This window comes from Paraburkholderia sp. TE9906, from assembly GCF_056279605.1.
The window spans coordinates 112207-134697 of the sequence record NZ_JBWCCT010000016.1 but is presented as its reverse complement, the minus strand read 5'-3'; the positions used below and the strand labels follow the sequence as shown (position 1 = coordinate 134697).

Annotated in this window: 18 protein-coding genes; 6 read left to right on the top strand and 12 right to left on the bottom strand. The window is 62.9% G+C overall.

What is annotated here, in order from left to right; all coding sequences use genetic code 11:
* Window positions 1–4: 4 nt before the first annotated feature.
* The 5 genes from iolD to ACZ9H4_RS31165 form a co-directional block, all read right to left on the bottom strand.
* The gene (gene iolD, locus ACZ9H4_RS31185) at window positions 5–1978 is read right to left on the bottom strand and encodes a 3D-(3,5/4)-trihydroxycyclohexane-1,2-dione acylhydrolase (decyclizing) (RefSeq protein WP_476122430.1); all 1974 of its coding nucleotides are present in this window, start codon (window positions 1976–1978) and stop codon (window positions 5–7) included.
* Window positions 1975–4035: a bifunctional 5-dehydro-2-deoxygluconokinase/5-dehydro-2-deoxyphosphogluconate aldolase gene (locus tag ACZ9H4_RS31180; protein ID WP_476122429.1), complete on the bottom strand. Its 2061-nt coding sequence runs from the start codon at window positions 4033–4035 to the stop codon at window positions 1975–1977. The genes iolD and ACZ9H4_RS31180 overlap by 4 nt, the downstream gene beginning before the upstream one ends.
* Window positions 4036–4102: 67 nt before the next feature.
* Window positions 4103–4939 (bottom strand): ATP-binding cassette domain-containing protein, encoded by an 837-nt coding sequence (locus tag ACZ9H4_RS31175; RefSeq protein ID WP_408146321.1) that lies wholly within the window; start codon window positions 4937–4939, stop codon window positions 4103–4105.
* A gap of 13 nt (window positions 4940–4952) precedes the next feature.
* Window positions 4953–6122, bottom strand: a complete 1170-nt coding sequence (locus ACZ9H4_RS31170) for an ABC transporter permease (protein WP_408153817.1) — start codon at window positions 6120–6122, stop codon at window positions 4953–4955.
* A 146-nt stretch (window positions 6123–6268) separates the two neighbouring features.
* Window positions 6269–7315, bottom strand: a complete 1047-nt coding sequence (locus ACZ9H4_RS31165; RefSeq protein ID WP_408146325.1) for a sugar ABC transporter substrate-binding protein — start codon at window positions 7313–7315, stop codon at window positions 6269–6271.
* Between the two features lie 275 nt (window positions 7316–7590).
* On the opposite strand from ACZ9H4_RS31165, the gene ACZ9H4_RS31160 reads away from it, so the two are divergent.
* The 4 genes from ACZ9H4_RS31160 to ACZ9H4_RS31145 all read left to right on the top strand — a co-directional run bounded on the left by ACZ9H4_RS31160 (window position 7591) and on the right by ACZ9H4_RS31145 (window position 10866).
* Window positions 7591–8472 carry a MurR/RpiR family transcriptional regulator gene (locus tag ACZ9H4_RS31160; RefSeq protein WP_408146327.1) on the top strand — a complete coding sequence of 294 codons (882 nt, stop codon included), beginning with the start codon at window positions 7591–7593 and terminating at the stop codon, window positions 8470–8472.
* The gene (gene iolG / locus ACZ9H4_RS31155) at window positions 8465–9481 is read left to right on the top strand and encodes an inositol 2-dehydrogenase (RefSeq protein WP_408325133.1); all 1017 of its coding nucleotides are present in this window, start codon (window positions 8465–8467) and stop codon (window positions 9479–9481) included. The genes ACZ9H4_RS31160 and iolG overlap by 8 nt, the downstream gene beginning before the upstream one ends.
* Window positions 9481–10521 carry a Gfo/Idh/MocA family oxidoreductase gene (locus tag ACZ9H4_RS31150; protein WP_408325166.1) on the top strand — a complete coding sequence of 347 codons (1041 nt, stop codon included), beginning with the start codon at window positions 9481–9483 and terminating at the stop codon, window positions 10519–10521. Before iolG ends, ACZ9H4_RS31150 begins: the two co-directional genes overlap by 1 nt.
* Window positions 10522–10638: 117 nt before the next feature.
* A complete protein-coding gene (locus tag ACZ9H4_RS31145; RefSeq protein ID WP_041759012.1) occupies window positions 10639–10866 on the top strand; it encodes a sulfurtransferase TusA family protein in 228 nt (75 codons plus the stop codon).
* A 143-nt stretch (window positions 10867–11009) separates the two neighbouring features.
* On the opposite strand, the gene galU is transcribed toward ACZ9H4_RS31145, so the two are convergent.
* The 7 genes from galU to ACZ9H4_RS31110 all read right to left on the bottom strand — a co-directional run bounded on the left by galU (window position 11010) and on the right by ACZ9H4_RS31110 (window position 18976).
* On the bottom strand, window positions 11010–11891 hold the full coding sequence (gene galU, locus ACZ9H4_RS31140) for a UTP--glucose-1-phosphate uridylyltransferase GalU (protein WP_408146331.1): 882 nt from the start codon (window positions 11889–11891) through the stop codon (window positions 11010–11012).
* A gap of 70 nt (window positions 11892–11961) precedes the next feature.
* A complete protein-coding gene (locus ACZ9H4_RS31135) occupies window positions 11962–14841 on the bottom strand; it encodes a valine--tRNA ligase (RefSeq protein ID WP_476122428.1) in 2880 nt (959 codons plus the stop codon).
* Window positions 14842–15682: 841 nt separating this feature from the next.
* Window positions 15683–16315, bottom strand: a complete 633-nt coding sequence (locus ACZ9H4_RS31130) for a hypothetical protein (protein ID WP_476122427.1) — start codon at window positions 16313–16315, stop codon at window positions 15683–15685.
* A complete protein-coding gene (locus ACZ9H4_RS31125; protein WP_476122426.1) occupies window positions 16281–17420 on the bottom strand; it encodes an N-acetylmuramidase domain-containing protein in 1140 nt (379 codons plus the stop codon). Before ACZ9H4_RS31125 ends, ACZ9H4_RS31130 begins: the two co-directional genes overlap by 35 nt.
* Entirely contained in the window at window positions 17404–17610 is a 207-nt protein-coding gene (locus tag ACZ9H4_RS31120; protein ID WP_476122425.1) for a LysM peptidoglycan-binding domain-containing protein, read from the bottom strand. The genes ACZ9H4_RS31125 and ACZ9H4_RS31120 overlap by 17 nt, the downstream gene beginning before the upstream one ends.
* 165 nt (window positions 17611–17775) lie before the next feature.
* Window positions 17776–18015: a hypothetical protein gene (locus ACZ9H4_RS31115; protein WP_476122424.1), complete on the bottom strand. Its 240-nt coding sequence runs from the start codon at window positions 18013–18015 to the stop codon at window positions 17776–17778.
* Window positions 18016–18733: 718 nt separating this feature from the next.
* Window positions 18734–18976, bottom strand: a complete 243-nt coding sequence (locus tag ACZ9H4_RS31110; protein WP_476122423.1) for a carbonic anhydrase family protein — start codon at window positions 18974–18976, stop codon at window positions 18734–18736.
* A 329-nt stretch (window positions 18977–19305) separates the two neighbouring features.
* Here ACZ9H4_RS31110 and ACZ9H4_RS31105 point away from each other — a divergent pair, with 329 nt between their 5' ends.
* Window positions 19306–21657 carry a UvrD-helicase domain-containing protein gene (locus tag ACZ9H4_RS31105; RefSeq protein ID WP_408146351.1) on the top strand — a complete coding sequence of 784 codons (2352 nt, stop codon included), beginning with the start codon at window positions 19306–19308 and terminating at the stop codon, window positions 21655–21657.
* Window positions 21654–22454 (top strand): 5'-methylthioadenosine/adenosylhomocysteine nucleosidase, encoded by an 801-nt coding sequence (locus ACZ9H4_RS31100; protein ID WP_408146353.1) that lies wholly within the window; start codon window positions 21654–21656, stop codon window positions 22452–22454. The genes ACZ9H4_RS31105 and ACZ9H4_RS31100 overlap by 4 nt, the downstream gene beginning before the upstream one ends.
* Window positions 22455–22491: the final 37 nt, after the last annotated feature.

Below are 22491 nucleotides of genomic sequence, written 5' to 3'. Positions count from 1 at the left end.
GTCCTCATTCGTGGTCGGCGGGTTCGTCGGAGGCGGCCGGGTCGGCGCGCGCGGCGAGCTGTGCGTCGTATTGCGCGCGTGCGTCCCGCACGGCATCGCGTGACGAGACCTCGGGGACGGCGACTTCCCACCACCAGCCGCCGTCGTCGGTAGTGCGGGCCGGGTCGGTGTCGATGCTGATCACGTAGGTGCGATCCGCGTCGCGCGCGCGTTGCAGCGCGGCTTCGAGTTCGGCGATATTGGCGGCATGTTCGGCTTGCGCGCCGAGCGAGCGCGCATGCGCGGCGAAGTCGATGGGGGGCGCGCCGAGCGGTCCTTGCACGCAGTTCTCGAGCAGATTGTTGAACGGCGCGCCGCCGCATGCCTGTTGCAAGCGGTTGATGCAGCCGAAGCCGCGATTGTCGAGCACCACGATAATCAGTTTCGCGCCGAGCATCACCGAGGTCGCGATCTCGCTGTTCATCATCAGATAGCTGCCGTCGCCGAGTATGACGATCACGTCGCGCTCGGGTCGCGCGAGTTTCACGCCGAGGCCGCCGGCGATCTCGTAGCCCATGCACGAATAGCCATACTCGACGTGGTACGCGCCCGGCTTGCCGGCGCGCCACAGTTTATGCAATTCGGCGGGCAGGGTGCCGGCCGCGCACACCACGATGTCGTGCGTCGCGGAGTGGGCACTCGAACGCTGCACCGCGCCGATCACATCGCCCTCGTAGGGCAGCACGGTGTCGCGTTGCGGCGCATGCGTGAGCGTGCCGACCGTATCGCGCCAGCCGGACGCGAGCTTGTGTGCGCGCGCGGTCCACGTGCGCTCCGCATGCCAGCCTGGCAGCGCCTCGGCGAGGGCGTCCAGCGCGAGCCGTGCGTCCGCTTCGACGACCAGCGCGCGATGCTTGAGGCCGTCGAACGCGTTTGCATTGATGGCGATCACGTCGGCCTGCGTGAACAGCGTGTTCGAGCCGGTGGTGAAGTCCTGCAAGCGGGTGCCGATCGCGAGCACGCAGTCCGCGTCATGCGCGAGTGCGTTCGCGGCCGGCGAGCCGGTCACGCCCAACGCGCCTGCGTTCAGCGGATCGTTCCATGCGAGCGAGCTCTTGCCAGCCTGCGTCTCCGCGACCGGGATGCCGTGCGTGGTCGCGAAGCGGTGCAATGCATCGGCCGCACGGCTATAGAGCACACCGCCGCCCGCCACGATCAACGGACGTTTCGCGTGCCGCAAGCGCGCGCAAGCGGCGTCGAGCTCGTCGACGCGCGGCGCGGGTGCATGAAAACGCACGACGCGCGGCGCAAAGAAATCCGCCGGGAAATCCCACGCCTGCGCCTGCACGTCTTGCGGCAACGCGAGCGTGACGGGGCCGCACAACGCCGCGTCGGTCAGCACGCGCAGCGCACGCGGCAGCGCGCTCAGCAATTGCGCGGGGTGCACGATGCGGTCGAAGTAACGCGATACCGGTTTGAACGCATCGTTCGCGGACACGCCGCCGTCGTTGAAATCCTCGACCTGCTGCAACACAGGGTCGGGCGCGCGCGAGACGAAGATATCGCCCGGCAGCAACAGCACCGGCAGACGGTTCACGTGCGCGAGCGCCGCCGCCGTCAGCAGATTGGTTGCGCCCGGTCCGATCGACGTGGTGACCGCCATCATGCGGCGGCGGAAATGCGCCTTCGCATACGCGATCGCGCTGTGCGCCATCGCCTGTTCGTTGTGGGCGCGCAGCGTGGGCAATTCCTCGCGATGCTGATAGAGCGCTTCGCCCATGCCCGCGACATTGCCATGGCCGAAGATCGCGAACACGCCGCCGAACAGCGGCTCGGTGCCGTTGCCGTCCTCGGTCGTCACGCGCTGCGCGGCGAGATAGCGCACGAGCGCCTGGGCCGTCGTCAGACGGACGGTGCCGCCTGAAAGCGGACGCGCCGGCGTGGCGTCGCTCGCGGACGCCGTGTCGTGATGCTCATTGTGCATTGCGCGCTGGTTCATGCCGCCTGCTCCTGATGAACGTGATTCGATGCGCCCGCCGCCGGTACGTTGCCGCTGTTGTCCCCCGTGCTCGCGTCACGTGCTGCACGCCATGACGCGATCAACGTTTCGAAGGTATGGCGCACGCGCGCGATCAACTCGTCGTCGCCGATTTCGCAGGCGAGCCATGCATGGCTCGGCTCGTGGAAGATCGTGCGACCCACCGTGAAGCCTCGGCACGTGGCCGATCGGGCGGCCGCGCGAAAGCCCTCGTTCAACTGCTCGACGCCCGCCGACAACCCCAGCAGCACCACGCCCCGGCAATACGGATCACGTTCGGCGATCAGCGCGTCGACGGCTTGCCATTGCGAGGCGTCCATCGGTTCGAGCTTCCACCACTCCGGATAGATGCCGATGTTGTACAGCCGCTTCAGCGCGCGGTACACGATGTCCGGCGCCTGCGGCAGCTGCGCGTGCTTCGGCGGAATCACTTCGAGCAGCAGTTCATGGCCGCTCGCCTGCGCCGCGTCATAGAGCGCGCGCAGTTGCGCCTCCTGTTCGAGCCGCTGTTCGATGGGCTCGTCGGGATGGAACTGCACGAGGCATTTGACGACGTGTTCCTGCGGCCACGCGATCAGCGACGTGCCGATCGAGCGGCCATGATCGAACACCAGCGGCACCGAGCCCGGCAATTCGACCGGGCGGCCGATCCACCAGCCACGGCCGGTGGCGGCGTTCAGCGCGTCCTGACCGTAGCGGTCGTCGATCAGTACACCGATGCGATCCTGCAAGCCCAACGCGCTTTCGGTCTGCGCGACGGCTTCGACGAACAGCCCCTTCAACCGCGCGATGCGTGCTTCGTCGGCGCCAGTTTGCTGCGCGAGTTCGAAGAACTGGTTGCGATGATCGAATGCGAAGCCGAGCACTTCGCGCCACGGCTTGCGAGCCGGCGACACGCGATGCAGACGCGCGAGCGTCGCGTCGCGATCGGGGCGGCGCATCCGTTGCGGATCGGCTTTCGCTTCGCGCAGGAAGTAGTCGAGTTCGGCTGGCGTCGGCATGGCCGGCGCGCAACCATGTCGCGACACGACCAGCGCACCGCTCGCATTCGCGGCGCGCGCGCAGGCTTCGAGCGGTTCATCGCGCAGCCATCCGGAGAGAAAGCCGGACGCGAAGGCGTCACCCGCGCCGAGCACGTTCAGCACTTCGACTTCCACGCCGCCGTGAAGCGGCGTCGCGTCGAGCGAAGCGGGCACCGCGCCGTCGATGATCTGGCAGCCCAGCGGCCCGCGTTTTAACACCAGCGTCGCGGGCGTGACGGCGCGCACCGCCGCGAGCGCATCGGCCAGTTCGGCTTTGCCGCCGGCGATGCGAAACTCTTCCTCGGTGCCGATCACCAGATCGAACAGCGGCAGCATGCTTTGCAAATGCGCGGTGACGCCTTCGCTCGCGACAAAACGGGTCTCGCCGTCCGCCTTGCCGGTAAGCCCCCACAGCACCGGCCGATAGTCGATGTCGAGCACCGTGCGCACCTGATTGCGGCGCGCGTAGTCGAGCGCGCGGCGGCTCGTGCGGTTCACCTGTTCGGTGGAGAAGTGCGTGCCGGTAATCAGGAGCGCCTTCGACGACGCGATGAACGCTTCGTCGAAATCGGCTTCGTCGACGGCCATGTCCGCGCAGTTCTCGCGGTAGAAAATCAGCGGGAACGTGTCGCGGTCTTTCAGGCCGAGCAGTACCAGCGCGGTCAGGCGTTCATTGTCGATCCGCACGTGGCTGACGTCGCAACCTTCCTTGACGAGCGTCTCGGCGAGAAAGCGCCCCATGTGATCGTTGCCGACGCGCGCGAGCATCGCCGCCGAAAGCCCGAGCCGCGCGCAGCCGAATGCGATGTTCGCCGACGACCCGCCGAGATACTTCGCGAAGCTCGACACGTCTTCGAGCCGCGCGCCGACCTGCTGTGCGTAGAGATCGACGGCGAGGCGGCCGAGGCACACGATGTCGCGGCTGCGGCCCGGCGCGAACCGTCCGCTGTCCGCCGAAGCGGGCGTGGTCCCGCTGGATGTGCTGGAGTGATCCATGAGTATCCCTGAGTAGCTGAGCGCGTGTCACCGGCGAACGAGGCGCCGGTCGATACGCGCGAATCGGTCAGATCGTCGCGCCTTCCAGTTCGCCGATCATCTTCTGCATCTCGGCGCCGCCGGCCATCATGTCGAGCACCTGGTCCTTGCTGATGGTGTCCTTGGTGAACGTGCCGAGGGACCTGCCGCGGTTGAGCAGCGTGAACGAATCGCCGATCGGATACGCGTGGTGCACGTTGTGCGTGATGAAGATCACCGAGATGCCTTTGGCGCGCGCCTTGTGAATCAGCTTCAGCACGTTGAAGCTCTGCTTCACGCCGAGCGCGGCAGTCGGCTCGTCGAGAATCAGCACGCGCGCGCCGAAGTGAATCGCCCGTGCAATCGCGAGGCATTGCCGCTCGCCGCCGGACATCGTGCCGATCGGCTGATGCGGGTCGCGTACGTTGATGCCCATTTCCGCGAGCTTGTCGCGCGCGGTCGTGGCACTAGTGTCGAGGTCCATCACCTTCAGGAAGCCGAACAGTTTCTTCTGCGGCTCGCGGCCCATGAAGAAGTTGCGCGCCACCGAGAGCAGCGGCACTAGCGCGAGATCCTGATAGACGGTGGCGATGCCGAGATCGAGCGCGTCTTTCGGCGACTCGAACAGCACCGGTTGGCCGTCCACCAGATACTGGCCGGAGGAGGGCTGATGCACGCCGGCCAGGGTCTTGATCAGCGTCGACTTGCCCGCGCCGTTGTCGCCGAGCAGGCAGTGCACTTCGCCGCGTTTCAGACGCAAGGTCACGCCGCTTAACGCGATCACCTTGCCGAAGTACTTGCTGACGTTTTCCAGCGCGAGGATCACGTCGTCGCCGGGCGCCTCGTTGGCATTCGGCGGCGGGGTCACGGTATTCGTATCGGACATGATCGTCTCCTCGTTACGACTGCGCGACGCGGCGGCGCACGTAGTGATTGAACAGCACGGCGATCAGCAGCATCACGCCGAGGAACACGCGGAACCAGTCCGAACTGACGTTGGTGTACGTGATGCCGATTTGCACCACGCCGAAGATCAGCGCGCCGAAACACGCGCCGATCACCGACCCGTAGCCGCCCGTCAGCAGCGTGCCGCCGATCACCGCGGCGATGATCGCTTCGAATTCCTTCTGCAAACCACGGTCGGCCGCGGCCGAACCGATGTCGCACACTTGCAGCACCGCGAACAGGCACGAGCAGAACGCGGTCAGCACGAACAGCGAAATCTTCACGCGACGCACCGGCACGCCGACGTTCTTCGCCGCGTTCGCGTCGCCGCCCACCGCGAGAATCCAGTTGCCGGCGCGCGTTTTCGCGAGCACAAACGCGCAGATCGCGGCGAGCGCGAGCCACCACAGAATCACTTTGGGAATACCCGGCACGAGCGCGTGGCCGTTGTCTAGCAGGGTGCCGATGCCGTGATGCGCGAGCATCAGGAACAGGCCGTGAAAGGCGACGCCGTGAAACAGCGTGTTCGCGAGCCAGTCCTGTTGCGCGAGATCGCCGACGCCGGAGACGATGGTGCGGTCGGCGAACATGATCGACAGCGCAAGCGTGAGGCCGCGCAGGATGAACAGGAACGCGAGCGTGACGATGAACGACGGCAGGCGTGTGCGCATCACCAGATAACCGTTCAGCGCGCCGAGCAGCATCGAACCGACGAACGCGAACAGGATCGCGAGCGAAATCGGCCAGTGAAAATAGACCGAGGGAATCGCGACCATCATGCCGGCGAAGCCGATCATCGAGCCGATCGACAGATCGAATTCGCCTGCGATCATCAGCAGGCACGCGCCCACCGACAGGATGCCTAAATACGCCGACACCTGCGACCAGTTCATGACGCCGTCGAGATTGAACATGCCGGAGTTGCCGGCGCTCAACGCGAACACGAGAAACACCAGCACTGCGCCGGAAATCGCGGCGAATTCCGGGCGATTGAGCAAGTGACCGAACTTCGATTCCTTGCGCACGCGTTCATCCGCATCCGGCAGTGGCGGCGCGGCGTTCTCGCGCGGCGCGCCGGGAGTGGTCTTGACGTGCGGTGGGAAGTGTTTGCCGGCTACACCCATGATGTCTCCTTGGTGCCCGGTTGCGTCTCTGGCCAGGCGGGGACGCACTGAGAGGACGACAGCCGGTGAAATGCGCGCGGGCGGCAGGCGGCCCGCTCCGACTTCGAGCGTGACCCGCCTCGCGCGTGACTAGCTAAAGAAAAGAATCAGCGATACTGCCCTGCGTATTTGATGACCTTGTCGAGGTTTTCCTTCGTGATGAAGCCCGGACCCGAACGGATGTTCTTCGGCCCATACGACGGCGCGAGGCCATAGGTGGCAAGGCGTGCCTTGAACTTCGGATTCGCTTCGAGAATCTGGCGGATCTTCACGGGGTCGGTGGTGTGCTCCTTCTTCACGATCGCCAGCACGGCGACCGGGATATAGCCCTGCAGGTACGGCTGCTGGTCGATCGCGAACTGGATCGTGCCGTTCTGGATGGCCTTCGCGATGTCATCGGAGAAGTCGAAGGTGGCGAAGTAGATCTTGCCGGCCAGACCCATCTGCTGCACCGCTTTCAAGGTGGCCGACGCCGGGGTCGGTCCGAGCGTCAGGATCGCGCCGGTGTTCGGATGGTTGCGCAAGAACGCACTGACCTTCGATTGAATCTCGGTCGGGTCCTGGCCGGAGTCGATCGTCGAGGTCTTGTAGTCGACGCCGATCGCATCGGCGAAACCACGGCAACGGTCGAACGACACGGTGTTGGTGGCCAGGTGATTCACGCACACGAACGACTTCACGCCCGCGGCCTTGGCCTTTTCGCCGGCCGCTTTGCCGGCTACGTATTCGGGTTGGCCCACGTGCATGATCGCGCCGAGTTGCGCGCTCTGCTCTTCGGTGCCGGAATTGATCGTGACGAGCGGAATCTTCTTCGCGGTCACTTTGCCGATCGAGCTTTTCAGCACGTCGAAATCGGCGATGGTGACGATCACGCCGTCGTAATTGCGCGCGGCGGCCTGCTCGACCAGACGCGCCATATCGGCGATGTCGCCGTTCGGCGGATTGCGATAGTCGGTCTCGACGTTGAAATCCTCGTCGGCCTGTTTGATCGCGTTCTTGATGGTGTTCCACCACGAGTCCGAATCCGGCGCGTGGCTGATCAGCACGAAGTGAGCGTCAGCCGCGCGGGCGGCCGATGCCGCGCCGAATCCCGTCGCCAACGTCAACGCCGTCACCAGAACCCTGAGCGTAGCCTTGCCCTTGCAAAGTCTCATTGTCTCCACCTTTCTCGGTCTGTCGTTATTGAGGGAGCGTCTGGCGGGCGGCTTTCCATCCGCATACTGGCCGGCGCAGGTCCACCGAGCACCATCGCTCACGACCAAGAGTAGGTCATCTTCCGAAGCGTTGCAATGAAAATTTCATGACAAATAAAAATGGAAAATACGTTCCATTTGGTGGGGAGCCTGCCTATAATCGGCAGCGTCGGAATGCCGTGCGGCGGGCTTCGCACATGGCTGCCGCACTGCAATAAAGCACTTGAGAGAGAGTCATGGCGGAAGAGAGCACCGAGGAATTGCCGAGCGTCGAGGAATTGATGCAGCGCATCGCGGAAAACTACGAGGCGTTGCCGCGGCAGTTGAAGAACGTCGCGACCTATATCGAACAGAATCGCTCGAGCGTGATGGTGGACCGCACGAGCGACATCGCCGCGAGCTGCGGCGTGCATCCGTCGGCGGTGGTGCGGTTTGCGCAGCGCTTCGGTTTTTCCGGCTTCTCCGATCTGCAGGCGGTGTTTCGTCAGGCTTACACGGGGCAGGGCACGTCCTCGCCGAGTTATCAGCAGCGCATTCGCAAGCTGATCGACGAGAAGCCCGGCGCGTTGTCCGGCGGCGCGGTGGCGCGAGAATTCATCGCGGCGTCGCGCGGCGGTCTCGAAGAGCTCGAAGCGGGACTCGACGACAAGCAGTTCGACGCCGCGGTGAAGATGCTCCAGCAGGCCGACAACATCTATGTGGTCGGCGTGCGGCGCTCGTTTCCGGTGGCGAGCTACATCGTCTATGCGTTGCAGCACACGCCCAAGCGCGTGCATCTGGTGTCCGGCTTCGGCGGCATGTACCGCGAACAGATTCGCAGCGTGAAGAAGGGCGACGTGGTGATCGCCATCAGCTTTGCGCCGTATGGCAAGGAAACGCAGTACTGCCTGCGCGTCGCGCATCATCATCAGGCGAAGACGCTGGTTATTACGGATAGCCAACTGTCGCCGCTGTCGCGCTACGCCACTACGCAACTGTATGTGAAAGAGGGCAGCGCGTTCGCGTTCCGCTCGCTGACCAGCACGATCTGCCTGTGCCAGGCGTTGTTCATCGCGCTCGCGTACAAGCTCGAATTGAATGTTGAAGAATCCAAAGACACTGGAGGGTACGATGACTGACGCGGCAAACAGAATCGATGTGGCGATATTCGGCGCGGGGCGCATCGGCAAGATTCATGCGGCCAATCTCGCGCGGCATCCGGGCGTGCGGCTCAAGTACGTGGTCGATGTGAATCGCGAGGCCGCCGCGGCGCTCGCCGCCGAGCATGGCGCACAGGTCGCGGATATCGACGGCGCGATGGGCGACGCCGCCGTGGGCGCAACCGTGATCTGTTCGAGCACGGATACGCATGCGGACCTGATCGTCAAATCGGCCGCGCAGAAGAAGCACGTGTTCTGCGAGAAGCCGGTCGATCTGACGCTGGAGCGCGCGCGGGTGTGCGCCGACGCAGTGGAGCGCGCGGGCATCGTGTGCATGATCGGTTTTCAGCGCCGCTTCGATCCGACCTTCTCCGCGTTGAAAGCGCGCATCGACGCGGGCGAGATCGGCACGCCGGAAATGCTCGTCGTGACGAGCCGCGATCCGGGCGCGCCGCCCGTCGACTACATCAAGCACTCGGGCGGCATCTTCAAGGACATGCTGATCCACGACTTCGACATCTTCCGCTGGATTCTCGACGATGAAGCCGACACGCTGCACGCGACCGGCAGTTGTCTGAGCGACCCGGCGATCGCCGACGCGGGCGACATCGATTCGACCGCCGTGACGATCCGTACGAAGCGCGGGCGCCTCTGCCAGATCAACACCGCGCGCCGCGCCGCGTATGGCTACGACCAGCGTTTCGAAGTGCTCGGCAGTACCGGCATGCTGCAGGCGGGCAACGTGCGGCCGACCGAAGTCACCGCATATTCGAAGACCGAAGTGTCGACCGACGTGCCCGAGGCGTTTTTCCTCGAACGTTATCGCGCGGCCTACGCGCTCGAAATCGCGCATTTCTTCGACGCGGTCACGCACGGCAAGCCGGTGCGCACGACCGTCGCCGACGGTTTGAAAGCACTCGAACTCGCCGACGCCGCGACCCGCTCGTGGCGCGAGGGCCGTGCGGTCACACTTGGCGAGGCCTCGTGATGAGGCCGGTCGCGCAGCGGCTTCGTGTCGGCGTAGTCGGGTTGGGCCGGCTCGGCAAACGGCACGCGGAGAATCTCGCGTATCGTGTGCCGGGCGCGACGCTCGCCGCCGCGTGCAGTCCGCTGGAAGACGAGCGGGCATGGGCGCGCGAGACGCTGCCCGAGCCGCGTCTTTACGCCGATTACGCGGACCTGCTCGCCGATCCCGACGTGGACGCGGTGTGGCTCGTCACGCCGTCGTCGTTGCACGCGCAGCAGATCATCGACGCGTTGCGCGCCGGCAAGCATGTGTTCTGCGAAAAGCCTTTGTCGCTCGATCTCGCCGAGTGCGAGCGCGTGCTCGCCGAAGCCGCGCGGCATCCGCATCTGCAGGCGACCATCGGCTTCATGCGCCGTTTCGATCCGAGCTACCGCGATGCGTTCGACAAAATCGCCGCGGGCCAGATTGGCCGGCCGTTCCTCGTGCGCTCGCAGACCACTGACAGGAACGACACCGATGGCTTCTTCGTGCGCTTCGCGGCAACCTCGGGCGGCATCTTCCTCGACTGCACGGTGCACGATATCGACGTCGCTCGCTGGCTGCTTGGCAAGCCGCGCGCGAAACGCGTGTTCGCGGCGGGCGCGGTCGCGCTCCACGATGGCCTGCGTGAATTCGGCGACGTCGACAACGGCGTGGCGATCTGCGAGTTCGAAGACGGCAAGCTTGCGATGTTCTACGCTTCGCGCACCCAGGCGCACGGCAACGACACGCACAGCGAGGTGATCGGCACGGCCGGCGCGCTTGCGATCGGTCACAATCCGCGCGCGAATCGCGTCGAGATATACGACGCGACGGGAATTCGCAACGAATGCACGCCGAACTTCTTCGATCGCTTCGAAGAAGCGTTTCTGCACGAGGCGCGCGCGTTCGTCGCGGCGGTGCAGGGCGGCGCGGCGGCCCATGCGCAGGCGGGAGCGAGTCTGGCCGACGCGCTGGAAGCGACGCGCATCGGCGTCGCGTTGCGGCGGTCGCTGGAAAGCGGCGAGGCGGTGACGCTATAGCGCTGCAATCGGCGCGCCGGTGCCGTCTCGGGCGGCGACGCGCGGCCTGCTGTAGAATTTGACCCTCTGTCCGGCGTCGCTCACGACGCCTCGTCCCGAAGGTCATCGTCGATGCAAATTCAGATTCACAAGGAAGTCGATGCGCGCGGGCTGATGTGCCCGCTGCCCATTTTGCGTGCCAAGAAGGCGCTCGCCGACATGGAAAGCGGCCAGATACTCAAGGTGCTGGCCACCGATCCGGGCTCGCAGCGCGATTTCGCCGCGTTTGCCAGGCAAACCGGCAATGAAATCGTCGAAAGCTCGGCGCATGACAAGGTGTTCACGTTCCTGATGAAACGCCGCTAGGCCACGGAAGCCACGGCGTTCACGGCTTCACGGCGCTCGAACACGCACGCGTCAAACAAAAGGCGCTGTGTCCGCCAATGCGGGACACAGCGCCTTTTTCATTTCAGTTCGATGAAACCGGAAGATGCGCGCGCAAGCGCCGCTCAACCTTCCAGAACCGGCGAACGCGTGCGCAGGTATTCGGCGAAGTCGGCGGCCACTTCCGGGTGACGCAGCGCGAACTCGACCGTCGCCTTCAGGTAACCGAGCTTGCTGCCGCAATCGAAACGCGTGCCGTGATACTTGTACGCGAGCACCTGTTCGTCGGCGAGCAGCGACTGGATCGCGTCCGTCAGCTGCAATTCACCGCCCGCGCCCGGCTTGATCGAGCGAAGGTGATCGAAGATACGCGGCTTGAGCACGTAGCGGCCCACCACGCCGAGGTTCGACGGCGCCACATTCGGCTCCGGCTTTTCGACGATGCCCGACATCTTGATGATCGAATCTTCCCACTCCTTACCGTCGACGATGCCGTACGACTTGGTTTCCTGCGGCGGGATTTCTTCGACGCCGATCACCGAGCTGTGATAGTGGTCGAACACCTCGATCATCTGCGTCATGACGGGCGGCGTGCCGTACAGCAGGTCGTCCGCGAGAATCACGGCGAACGGATTGTCGCCCACCAGCTTTTCCGCGCACATCACCGCGTGGCCGAGGCCGAGCGCTTCCGCCTGCCGCACGTAGAAGCAGTCGACGTGGCTCGGCTTGATGCTGCGTACCAGTTCCAGCAGCTTGTCCTTGCCGCGCGCTTCCAGTTCGGCTTCGATTTCGTAGGACTTGTCGAAGTGATCTTCGATCGCGCGCTTGCTGCGGCCCGTGACGAAGATCATTTCGGTGATGCCTGCCGCCATCGCCTCTTCAACCGCGTATTGAATCAGCGGCTTGTCGACGATCGGCAGCATTTCTTTCGGGCTCGCCTTCGTGGCGGGCAGGAACCGGGTGCCAAGACCTGCTACCGGAAAGACCGCTTTTGTAACTTTTAGCATGTGAATACCCTGCATCCTCTGGTTAGCTATCAGTCCTTGCCCGCCTTCAGCGGCGGGCGAGGAGCGTTAATCAGACCGGCAAGCGCGCCAGCTGGGCTTTCAGCTTGCCCACGGTGGCTTCGAATTCGGCCAGTCTTTTCTGCTCCTGCTCAACGACTGCCGGCGGTGCCTTCGCAACGAAACTTTCATTCTGCAATTTGGCATTGCATTTGCCGACTTCCGTGCTCAACCGCACAATCTCCTTCGACAAACGCTCGCGCTCGACCGCGACGTCGATCTCCACCTTCAGCACGAGCTTATCATTGCCAACGATAGCAATTGGCGCGCCATCCGCCTGAGCGTCGAGCGCGGCCTCGTCGGCAATGATCTGCACTTCCGACAAACGGGCCAATGCCTGGGCGTACGGAGCAAAGGTGCGCAGGCGCTCCGCGTTGCCGGTGGCGAGCAACGGCACCTTGACCGCCGGCGACAGATTCATTTCGCCGCGCAGATTCCGGCACGCATCGATCACCGCTTTCAGGTCGGCCGCCCATTGCTCGGCATCCTCGTCGATCTTCGACGGCTCTGCGATGGGGTAAGGCTGCACCATGATGGACGCTTCGCCCTCGGCTGCACCCTCGGGATAACGTCCGGCCAACGGCGCCACTTTCTGCCACAGCGCTTCGGTGATGAAAGGAATCACCGGATGCGCGAGGCGCAGCACCGTCTCGAGTACGCGCAGCAGCGTGCGGCGGGTGGCGCGCTGCTGATTCGGCTGACCCGTCTGGATCTGCACTTTCGCGAGTTCGAGATACCAGTCACAGTATTCGTCCCACACGAACTTGTACAGGGCGTTGGCCACATTGTCGAAACGATAGTCTGAAAAGCCCTTGGCAATTTCCGCTTCGACACGTTGCAGGCGCGACACGATCCAGCGGTCCGCCGACGAGAAACTCAGGTGGCCGTTCGGGCCGCATTCGCCACATTGTTCCGGCTTGCCGAAGCCGCAATCGTGGCCTTCGCAGTTCATCAGCACGAAGCGCGTGGCATTCCACAGCTTATTGCAGAAGTTGCGATAGCCTTCGCAGCGCGCGAGGTCGAAGTTGACATTGCGCCCGAGCGTGGCCATCGACGCCATCGTGAAGCGCAGCGCGTCGGTGCCGAACGCCGGAATGCCGTCGGGGAATTCCTTGCGGGTTTTCTTTTCGATCGAGGCGGCCTGCTTGGGATTCATCAGGCCGGTGGTGCGCTTGGCGACCAGCGCGTCGAGGTCGATGCCGTCGACGATATCGATCGGGTCGAGCGTATTGCCCTTGCTCTTCGACATCTTCTGGCCTTCGGCGTCGCGCACGAGACCGTGCACGTAGACCGTGTCGAACGGCACCTTGCCGGTGAAGTGCGTGGTCATCATGACCATGCGCGCGACCCAGAAGAAGATGATGTCGAAGCCGGTGACCAGCACCGACGACGGCATGAAGTGCTGCAGTTCCGGCGTTTCGTTCGGCCAGCCGAGCGACGAGAACGGCACCAGAGCGGACGAGAACCACGTGTCGAGCACGTCTTCATCGCGCTTCAGGGCGCCCGTGTAGCCGGCTGCGGCGGCCTTGGCGCGCGCGTCCTCCTCGGTCTTCGCGACGAAGATTTCGCCGTTTTCGCCGTACCAGGCCGGAATCTGATGACCCCACCAGAGCTGGCGCGAGATGCACCAGTCCTGGATGTTTTCGAGCCACTGGTAGTACGTGGTGGTCCAGTTTTCCGGCACGAACTTGATCTCGCCGCTGCGGACCACGTCCAGCGCGGTCTCGGCGATCGATTTGCCCGGATTGAAGGTGCCTTCCGGCGCCGGCTTGCTCATTGCGACGAACCACTGGTCCGTCAGCATCGGCTCGATCACGACGCCGGTGCGGTCGCCGCGCGGCACCATCAGCTTGTGCGGCTTGACCGATTCGAGCGCGCCGAGCGCTTCGAGGTCGGCGACCACCTGCTTGCGGGCGTCGAAACGATCGAGGCCGCGGTATTTTTCCGGCGCGTTGTCGTTGATCTTCGCGTCGAGCGTGAGGATTTCGATCATCGGCAGCTTGTGGCGCAGGCCGACCTGATAGTCGTTGAAGTCGTGCGCGGGCGTGACCTTCACGACGCCCGTGCCGAACTCGCGGTCGACGTAGTCGTCGGCGATGATCGGCACTTCGCGGCCCGACAGCGGCAGCGTGACCGTCCTGCCGATCAGCTGCGCGTAGCGCTCGTCTTCCGGATGCACCATCACGGCGGTGTCGCCGAGCATGGTTTCCGGACGCGTGGTGGCGACCGTCAGATGACCCGAGCCGTCGGTGAGCGGGTACTGGATGTGCCACAGGTGGCCGTTTTCTTCCTCGCTGACCACTTCGAGATCGGACACGGCGGTGAGCAGCACCGGGTCCCAGTTGACGAGACGCTTGCCGCGATAGATCAGGCCCTGTTCATACAGGCGCACGAACACGTCGCGCACGGCGGCCGACATCTTGTCGTCCATCGTGAAGTATTCGCGCGACCAGTCGATCGACGCGCCCAGGCGACGCACCTGATTCGTGATGGTCGAGCCGGACTGCTGCTTCCATTCCCACACGCGTTCGACGAATTTCTCGCGGCCGAGGTCGTGGCGCGACACGCCCGTGGCGTCCAGCTGACGCTCGACGACGATCTGCGTGGCGATCCCCGCGTGGTCCGTGCCCGGCACCCACAGCGTGTTTTCGCCGAGCATGCGGTGATAGCGGGTGAGGCCGTCCATGATGGTCTGGTTGAACGCATGGCCCATGTGCAGGGTGCCGGTGACGTTCGGCGGCGGCAGTTGAATCGAGAAATCCTTGCGGTTTTCGTCGAAGGAGGGCGCGGCGTAGTCGCGCTTTTCCCATTCAGGGCCCCAGTGGGCTTCGATGGTGTGGGGCTCGAAGCTTTTGGCAAGCGTTGAGGTGGTGTCGCTCGGGGTCTCGCTCATGTGTCGATCGGCTGGTGGATGCAAAGAATGCTCGATTATAAGCGGCGCGGGGCGCCGGGGGATTTTTGCGCCTGGCGCGGTGGAGGGGGGCTTTGGGGGTTTTGGCCTTTCCTTGAGGTCGCGGTGGTCTATTAGCGTTGCCCCTGCGCGGGGCGTCGTGCGGGTAAACCCGTATTCTCTTGAACCCTTGCTAGAAAAGGATTCAACGTTTTCCTGTTTGCACCATCCACTGAAACAGGTGCCGTGGGAGCCAGTGAGGAATTCGCGGCAGCTTTGCGGAAGCCCACGCGTTACATGCGTCCCCTCCGGAGGTCAGGAACGTGCGCAGAGCGCCCCTGGTTGCGCGGGCTCACGCACGAGTCACCGGACTGACTTACTTGAACAGAACGGCCGTTGATGGGAAGTGTGGGTGGCGCCTATCTGTTCCGTGGCGTGAACGGCACTCAGCGCTGGCAGTCTCCCAGAGAGTAAATGACTGAGTTGGTCTCCAGGCCTCGAACGTAATCGGATGCTTTCCGCCTGCTTTCGTCACATGGGGCGGAACTGCCAGTAAAGATAAGTAGAGGGCGCGCAGATGCCTCTTATATAGAGTCAACAGGATGATGGATGACTGCCAGATAGTCTTGACGATTATCATCAGTTAGCTGGCCCACTGCGTAGCTCAAGACCTCAAACCCCTTCGGTATGAGTTTGACGACGTTGGCCGGCATTCCGCTGCGTGAACCGCGCCCGCTGCAAGTCGAGCAAAAAAGAAAAAATAATTCATACAACTAAGTCTGTGGAGAAGCATGTTCAAGCTGAACCTCGCCTTGCGCAGGACAGACGCATCAGCAAGGGCTTGCTATTGGCTACATTCGGCGATGCGCTTACGCGCGATAGCAAGCTCTCCAATCTGATTCCCCGAACCCAGGCAACTATCGTCCTCGCGAATCGAGAGTGAGCCATCCGGGTGAGGCGTCAGTAGCAGCAGGGCGGTGAAACGGTGGTAGTTGTTCCCAATCTCATCCAGGGTTTTAGCGGGATCGATGCCGCGATGGTATTGAACCGTCGTGAGCAATGCGGGCCGGCCCTTATACGTCACGGCAGAAACACCTTCGATCCAGTTGCAGACGTTGGTGTCGCTATGGTCCTGAATATTGACCCGGATGCCATTCACGTACCTATAGTTCTGGTCGAAGAAATCGAATTCGCACCAGCCGTGCCCACCCGGATAGCCGTGACCGCTAAAGTAGGGATCGGGTTCATAGATTGTGCCAGACACAAGAAAATAGTTGGCTTTGCCCAAGGTCGCCCGAAAGGATTGGGTTTGGGCTATACGAAACTTGTCCCAAGGGAGTCCCGTAGCCTGTTGCAGCCGATCATAATCAAGGCCGCGTCTATACAGTTTGAGATCGCTATTTTGCGCGCGGGCAATGCCGCACGCAAAAAGCAGAATAAGACTATACGTGCAGATGGCCAGCCTTGATTGCTTCATATGCGTCCTTGAGTTTGTTGGCGTAGTCATTTTTTTGATAGTCCGGGCCGTTGTACAGCCACGCTGCATTTGCCCAGTTTTTCTGTATCAGGGCATTTCTCAGTGTGCCGTGACCATATTTGGGATCGTGCCTGGCCATTGCAAACGGAACAAACAATCCAAGCAAATGTTCCCTATCCGACGTGCAGGCCATCTGCATGAATTTTTCAGGGCTGTCTATCTGCATGTCCGAATAATTTTCACCCAATACCTGAAACATCCCCCACGAACAGGCCTGGATTGCCGCATCGGCGTCCAGCAGATATGCCCGCTCGAATCGGGCATATGCATCAGACACATAGCGATCCGTCGCGGCAATCGGCGTTCCGTCTTTCGTGAATTTCGCGCTCGTATAGGCCTTCCCTGAAATGTCCGCGTTCGTGGCATCAAACCGATGATGCGTATGCCTGGCGAATTTATGCCGTTCGTACTGGATCACCGGACGAAGGAACTGGTCGAACGGGGCGCGCTTCGTTTCGACATGCGCGAATGCCTTGATGACTTCGATTTCACAGCTAATAATGCCTGCCGCCTGGACCCAATCGTCCTCGCTAATTTTCTGCCCTGTGTACAGCGCAAAATACTTGCGCAGATCAGGCAAATCCTTGCTGAATTTAGTGTTGGCAGCTCCTTCAGGAGACCTGCCCGGTCGCCCCTTCATACCCTTGTCCGCGCCTTGCGCCGCCGGATGATGCATGTCTCCGCTGGCGTGGCGCGGCGTACCAATCGGAACAGGCTTGGGCTTGGGTGCCGATGGTGGATCGCTGACCGGCAAGCCGTCCGGCGTCTGCGGATGCGGCTCCATCCTGAGGGGCAGGCGAATCTTGCCGCTCTTCAGCGTGACAAGCTTCTCGCCAACCCTCGCCTGGGTTTCGTGTATGAGCTTCCACGTGCCATCGAGCTTGCGCACCTGAATGCGAACAACATCGCCTTCGGCCTTTGTGATGAACCGCTCACCAAGACCATTTAGCTGGCTCACCCCTTCAAACGTCGACGCCAGCCTGCTTTCGATACGGTAGCGCAGCCCCTTGATTGGATTGCGGTCCCGATCAATGAACAGTGGCACGACCCGCGCACACCTTCTTTTCGCTGACCACCAACCGCTGACCAACGGCTAGCCGGTCGGGATTCTGAAGCCTGTTCATCTTTGCAAGCACGTGAGTTGTCGTGCCATGGGTCCGTGCAATCCCGCCCAGCGTATCGCCGGGCTGGACGACATAGACTTCCGGCGCGTCCGTCATCGGATTGGAACTCATACGGTTTCTCCTCATCCCCGTTGTCTGGTAGCGTTTCCTCTTCTGCATCCCATCCCGTGGCGCCAACCCATACCTGCACATCTGTGGCTTTCCGGCTGAAGAAGCGCCAGCCGGTGCCCGCTTGGTCCAGCAGGCCAGAATCCGGTTGGGTGCCCGTCCTGCTCGTCACGACATAGGGAAAGTTCGCCCGGGGATGGTCGAGACTCTCTGCGGTAAAACCTGCCCGGAAAGGTCAACCCGGTTGCTGAGAAGGCGCTCGTCAGGAGAAAGCGGAAGCTCAGACATCTTTTCTGTTGCCTTGAACGACATGACCGAGAGCGCCGCTGCACTGGCAGTGCCAAGCACGTCGAGACAATACGCCTGGCGTCCCGCGACACCCTGGCGGAATGAATCAAATTCTGCCACTCCGTGCTCCCTGAAAAAGACCCGCGACGCAGCGTTAGCTGCCAAACCTGCTAGCTGAGCATTAAAAAACCGTTAGGTTAACGGAATTAATATGGGATAGACCAGTCCTGACAATTCTTGAAGAAAATCCGGCACGTCTGATTCATGGCGTATCAGGGCGGATTCTGTCACCGCGTCCCGACAAGTGACAGTTTCTTTCCCACCATCTATCAGCAAGAGTCGCGGCAGTCACGACAACACAGAACAGCGCGACACAACCCGCCGCTACGAAGAGATAAAGTATTGATGGATCGTCCATAGGACTCCTGTTTTTTGAGGCAGAAAAAACCGTCCGGGAAAACAATACCTGGTGAACACATGATTGATGCCTTGAATGGCCACGGATTGCACATGCCGTCCTCAACGGGTCCGGCAGACCATTGCAGTGCGCTGATTGCAGCTAGCGGACCCATGTGTGTGTTCACCTCAGCCGCGCATTTTTCGCTGATTATCTGGAGCGTGGCCGCGAGCAGGGCGCGATTCCCCGCGACGGTGCCGCAAGGATCGACCCGTCAACACGGCCAGCAAGCTCAAGCTGCGGGTGGCATTCCATACGCCAGTCGAAAAAAGCGTCTTGGTTTTGATGGTCGCGCGCACGGTCGTCTCGGCAAACTTCAATCGCGTGTTCGGCCCGGAGCTGGCGAAGGCGGTCGCGACGGCGCGGTAATGTGCAGAGGGATTAGTGAATTCTTACGGGTTCACTTCCAGATTTGCCGGCCGTTGGGCCGTTGGGCGGTTGCGCAGGACGCTGATTGTGGTTGTACATCTTGCGCAAGGCTTCCAGTTGCCGCGGCGCTATGGTTACGGGCTGTTTCAACTCGATCCAGGTAACGCCCTCGCTACAAGGCGGTGTGGTGAGCGAACCGGAATAGGTGTAGTAATCCAGCTTAGCGGGCAATAGACCGCTCGGATCAATCTGCACGCATTGGGCGCGCCCGTCACGAACTGAACCGCTGCTACCAACAGTTTTCCGTCGGCGTTGGCATGCACAAGGTGCATGCTGTCGTATATCGTTAAGATATTGATTTATAACGATAGTATGCGTTATGGAGCACCCGTGCGATGTATGCAAATCCCCGCATAGGGGCAACGCTAATAGACCCCCGGGACCTCAAGGAAAGGCCAAAACCCCACGACCTCCAGAAAAGGCCAAAACTCCAAAACACAACCAGAAAAAGCCCAACAAACCCAAAAAAACCCAACCCCCGTCGGGGCATATAATGACGCACGAACTGCCGCCCCTCCAAAAAAATGCCCGATCTGCTAGCCAATCTCAACCCCGAACAACACGCCGCCGTCACGCTTCCCAACGAGCCCGCGCTGATTCTCGCCGGTGCGGGCAGTGGTAAAACCCGCGTTCTGATCACGCGTATCGCGTGGCTCATCCAGCACGGTCTCGCGTCGCCCGCCACGATTCTGGCGGTGACCTTCACCAACAAGGCCGCCCGCGAAATGATGTCGCGGCTGTCGGCGCTTCTGCCGATCGACACGCGCGGCATGTGGATCGGCACTTTCCACGGCCTGTGCAATCGCATGCTGCGCGCGCATCATCGCGACGCGGGGCTGCCGGCCACCTTCCAGATTCTCGACACCGCCGACCAGTTGTCCGCGCTCAAGCGTCTGATGAAGGGCCTCAACATCGACGATGAAAAGTACCCCGCGAAAAACCTCCAGTACTTCATCAACAACGCGAAGGAACAGGGGCTGCGGCCGAAAGACGTCGACGCCACCGACAACTTCAACCGCAAGTTCGTCGAGCTGTACGAAGCCTACGACCAGCAATGCCAGCGTGAAGGCGTGGTCGACTTTCCGGAGCTGCTGCTGCGCTGCTACGAACTGCTCGCGCACAATCCGCCGTTGCGCGCGCACTATCAGGCGCGCTTCAGGCACATCCTCGTCGACGAGTTTCAGGACACCAACAAGCTGCAATACGCGTGGCTCAAGCTGCTGGCGGGTCAGACCAACTCGATCTTCGCGGTCGGCGACGACGACCAGTCGATCTATGCGTTCCGCGGCGCGAACGTCGGCAACATGCGCGACTTCGAGCACGAGTTCAGCGTGCGTCATCTCATCAAGCTCGAACAGAACTACCGCTCGCACGGCCACATTCTCGACGCCGCCAATCAGCTGATCGCCAACAACTCGCGGCGCCTCGGCAAGAATCTGCGCACGGATGCCGGCCACGGCGAACCGGTGCGCGTCTACGAGTCCGCGACCGATTCGCAGGAAGCCGGCTGGATCGTCGAGGAAATCAAGGCGCTGATCAGCACTGGCACGTCGCGTAGCGAAATCGCGATTCTCTACCGCAGCAACGCGCAGTCGCGCACGATCGAACATACGCTCGTCAATGCGGGCATCGCGTATCGCGTGTACGGGGGCTTGCGCTTTTTCGAGCGTCAGGAAGTCAAGCACGCGCTCGCGTACCTGCGTCTGATCGACAATCCGAACGACGACACCGCGTTCGCGCGCGTCGTCAATTTCCCGACGCGCGGCATCGGCGCGCGTTCGATCGAGCAGCTGGCCGACGCGGCACGTCTGTACAACTGCTCGATGGCCGCGGCGATTCCCTACGTCGCGGGCAAGGCGGGGTCGAGTCTCGCGGCGTTCGCGAATCTGGTCGGCAAGATGCGCGCGGAAACGGAACGGATGAGCCTGCCGGAAACGGTCGAATACGTGGTCCGCGCAAGCGGCCTCGCGGACTTCTATCAGAACGAGCGTGAAGGCCAGGACCGGCTGGAGAACTTGCAGGAACTGGTCAACGCGGCCGCCGCGTTCGTCAGCGAAGAGGGCTACGGGATGGACACGCCGGCGCGCTCGATTCCGCTGCGCCCCGGCGCGAGCGCCGCGCCCGAACTGGCGGTCGCCACCGACGATCCGAATACGGTCGTGCTGGACGCACCCGGCATCGCCGATCCGGCGCAAAACCCGGACACGATGACGCCGCTCGCCGGTTTCCTGTCGCACGCATCGCTCGAAGCGGGCGACAACCAGGCGCAAGCCGGCCAGGAAGCGGTGCAATTGATGACGGTGCACGCGGCCAAGGGGCTCGAATTCACGGCGGTGTTCATCACCGGTCTCGAAGAGGGGTTGTTCCCGCACGAGAACAGCGCGATGGAATCGGACGGTCTGGAGGAAGAGCGTCGCCTGATGTACGTGGCGATCACGCGGGCGAAGGAGCGTTTGTATCTGTCGTTCGCGCAGAGCCGGATGCTGCACGGCCAGACGCGCTACAACATCCGTTCGCGCTTCTTCGACGAGCTGCCACAGGAAACGCTCAAGTGGCTCACGCCGAAGGTCGAGGCGGGCGCGCGTTGGGGCGGCCGCTCGGATAACGCGGGTTATGGGCGCGACTGGTTTGCGCGGCCCGGGTATACGGGGCCCGCATCGTCGACGCCGGCGCCGTTGCCGTCCTTCGCGAACGAGCAGCGCGCGGCCGAGACGGGCTTTCGCGTCGGGCAACAGGTATTCCACACCAAGTTCGGCGAAGGCACGATTACCGCCCTCGAAGGCGGCGGCACCGACGCGAAGGCGCAAGTCAAGTTCAAGCGGCATGGCGAGAAGTGGCTCGCGCTGGCGGTCGCGAAACTGCAGGCGGTCGAATGAGCGGCGCTTTGGGTAGCGGCGGCGCGCCGCATTCGCATCGTCCGCTGGGGATTCTGGCGGCATTACCGCAGGAACTCGGCGATCTCATCGAAGCGATGCGCGCCGAGTCCGGCGTGCGCACGATCACGCACGGTCAGCGCGACTATCACCTCGGCACCGTCCACGGCGCGCCGTGCGTCGTGACGCTGGCGCGTGTGGGCAAGGTCGCGGCGGCCGCAACGGTGAGTGCGCTGATTCATGCGTTCGACGTCGAAGCGGTCGTGTTCACCGGCGTCGCGGGCGGGGTGGGCGCCGAGGTGCGGGTCGGTGACATCGTCGTCGCCGAAGCGCTGTTGCAGCACGACCTCGATGCCTCGCCGCTGTTTCCGCGCTTCGAAGTGCCTTTGCTGGGCGTCTCGCGCTTTGCCGCCGATGTCGCGCTGGCCGAGCAGCTCGCGGCGGCTTGCGAGCGCTTCGTCGCGGAAGCGGGCGCGGCGTCGGCGGCGCGCTTCGGCACACGCGAGCCGCGCGTGCATCGCGGCTTGATCATCAGCGGCGATCAGTTCGTTGCCAGCGCGGCGGGCGTCGAGGCGCTGCGCGCTGCGCTGCCGGATGCGCTCGCCGTCGAGATGGAAGGCGCGGCGATCGCGCAGGTCTGCCATGAGTACGGCGTGCCGTGCGCGGTCGTGCGCACGATCTCCGATACCGCCGACGATCATGCGCCGGCGTCGTTCGTGTCGTTTTTGACGGAAATCGCGGGGGTGTATTCGAACGCGATCCTGACGCGGTTTCTCGACACGCGAGGCGCCGCGGTCTGAGGTTCGAAAGCGGGCGATGAGGCAAGCGCACCGCGCC

Bases quoted from the DNA above. Each gene is read 5' to 3' on its own strand.
- iolD (WP_476122430.1), bottom strand. From the start codon at position 1,978: ATGAACCAGCGCGCAATGCACAATGAGCATCACGACACGGCGTCCGCG.
- ACZ9H4_RS31180 (WP_476122429.1), bottom strand. From the start codon at position 4,035: ATGGATCACTCCAGCACATCCAGCGGGACCACGCCCGCTTCGGCGGAC.
- ACZ9H4_RS31175 (WP_408146321.1), bottom strand. From the start codon at position 4,939: ATGTCCGATACGAATACCGTGACCCCGCCGCCGAATGCCAACGAGGCG.
- ACZ9H4_RS31170 (WP_408153817.1), bottom strand. From the start codon at position 6,122: ATGGGTGTAGCCGGCAAACACTTCCCACCGCACGTCAAGACCACTCCC.
- ACZ9H4_RS31165 (WP_408146325.1), bottom strand. From the start codon at position 7,315: ATGAGACTTTGCAAGGGCAAGGCTACGCTCAGGGTTCTGGTGACGGCG.
- ACZ9H4_RS31160 (WP_408146327.1), top strand. From the start codon at position 7,591: ATGGCGGAAGAGAGCACCGAGGAATTGCCGAGCGTCGAGGAATTGATG.
- iolG (WP_408325133.1), top strand. From the start codon at position 8,465: ATGACTGACGCGGCAAACAGAATCGATGTGGCGATATTCGGCGCGGGG.
- ACZ9H4_RS31150 (WP_408325166.1), top strand. From the start codon at position 9,481: ATGAGGCCGGTCGCGCAGCGGCTTCGTGTCGGCGTAGTCGGGTTGGGC.
- galU (WP_408146331.1), bottom strand. From the start codon at position 11,891: ATGCTAAAAGTTACAAAAGCGGTCTTTCCGGTAGCAGGTCTTGGCACC.
- ACZ9H4_RS31135 (WP_476122428.1), bottom strand. From the start codon at position 14,841: ATGAGCGAGACCCCGAGCGACACCACCTCAACGCTTGCCAAAAGCTTC.
- ACZ9H4_RS31130 (WP_476122427.1), bottom strand. From the start codon at position 16,315: ATGAAGCAATCAAGGCTGGCCATCTGCACGTATAGTCTTATTCTGCTT.
- ACZ9H4_RS31120 (WP_476122425.1), bottom strand. From the start codon at position 17,610: ATGAGTTCCAATCCGATGACGGACGCGCCGGAAGTCTATGTCGTCCAG.
- ACZ9H4_RS31105 (WP_408146351.1), top strand. From the start codon at position 19,306: ATGCCCGATCTGCTAGCCAATCTCAACCCCGAACAACACGCCGCCGTC.
- ACZ9H4_RS31100 (WP_408146353.1), top strand. From the start codon at position 21,654: ATGAGCGGCGCTTTGGGTAGCGGCGGCGCGCCGCATTCGCATCGTCCG.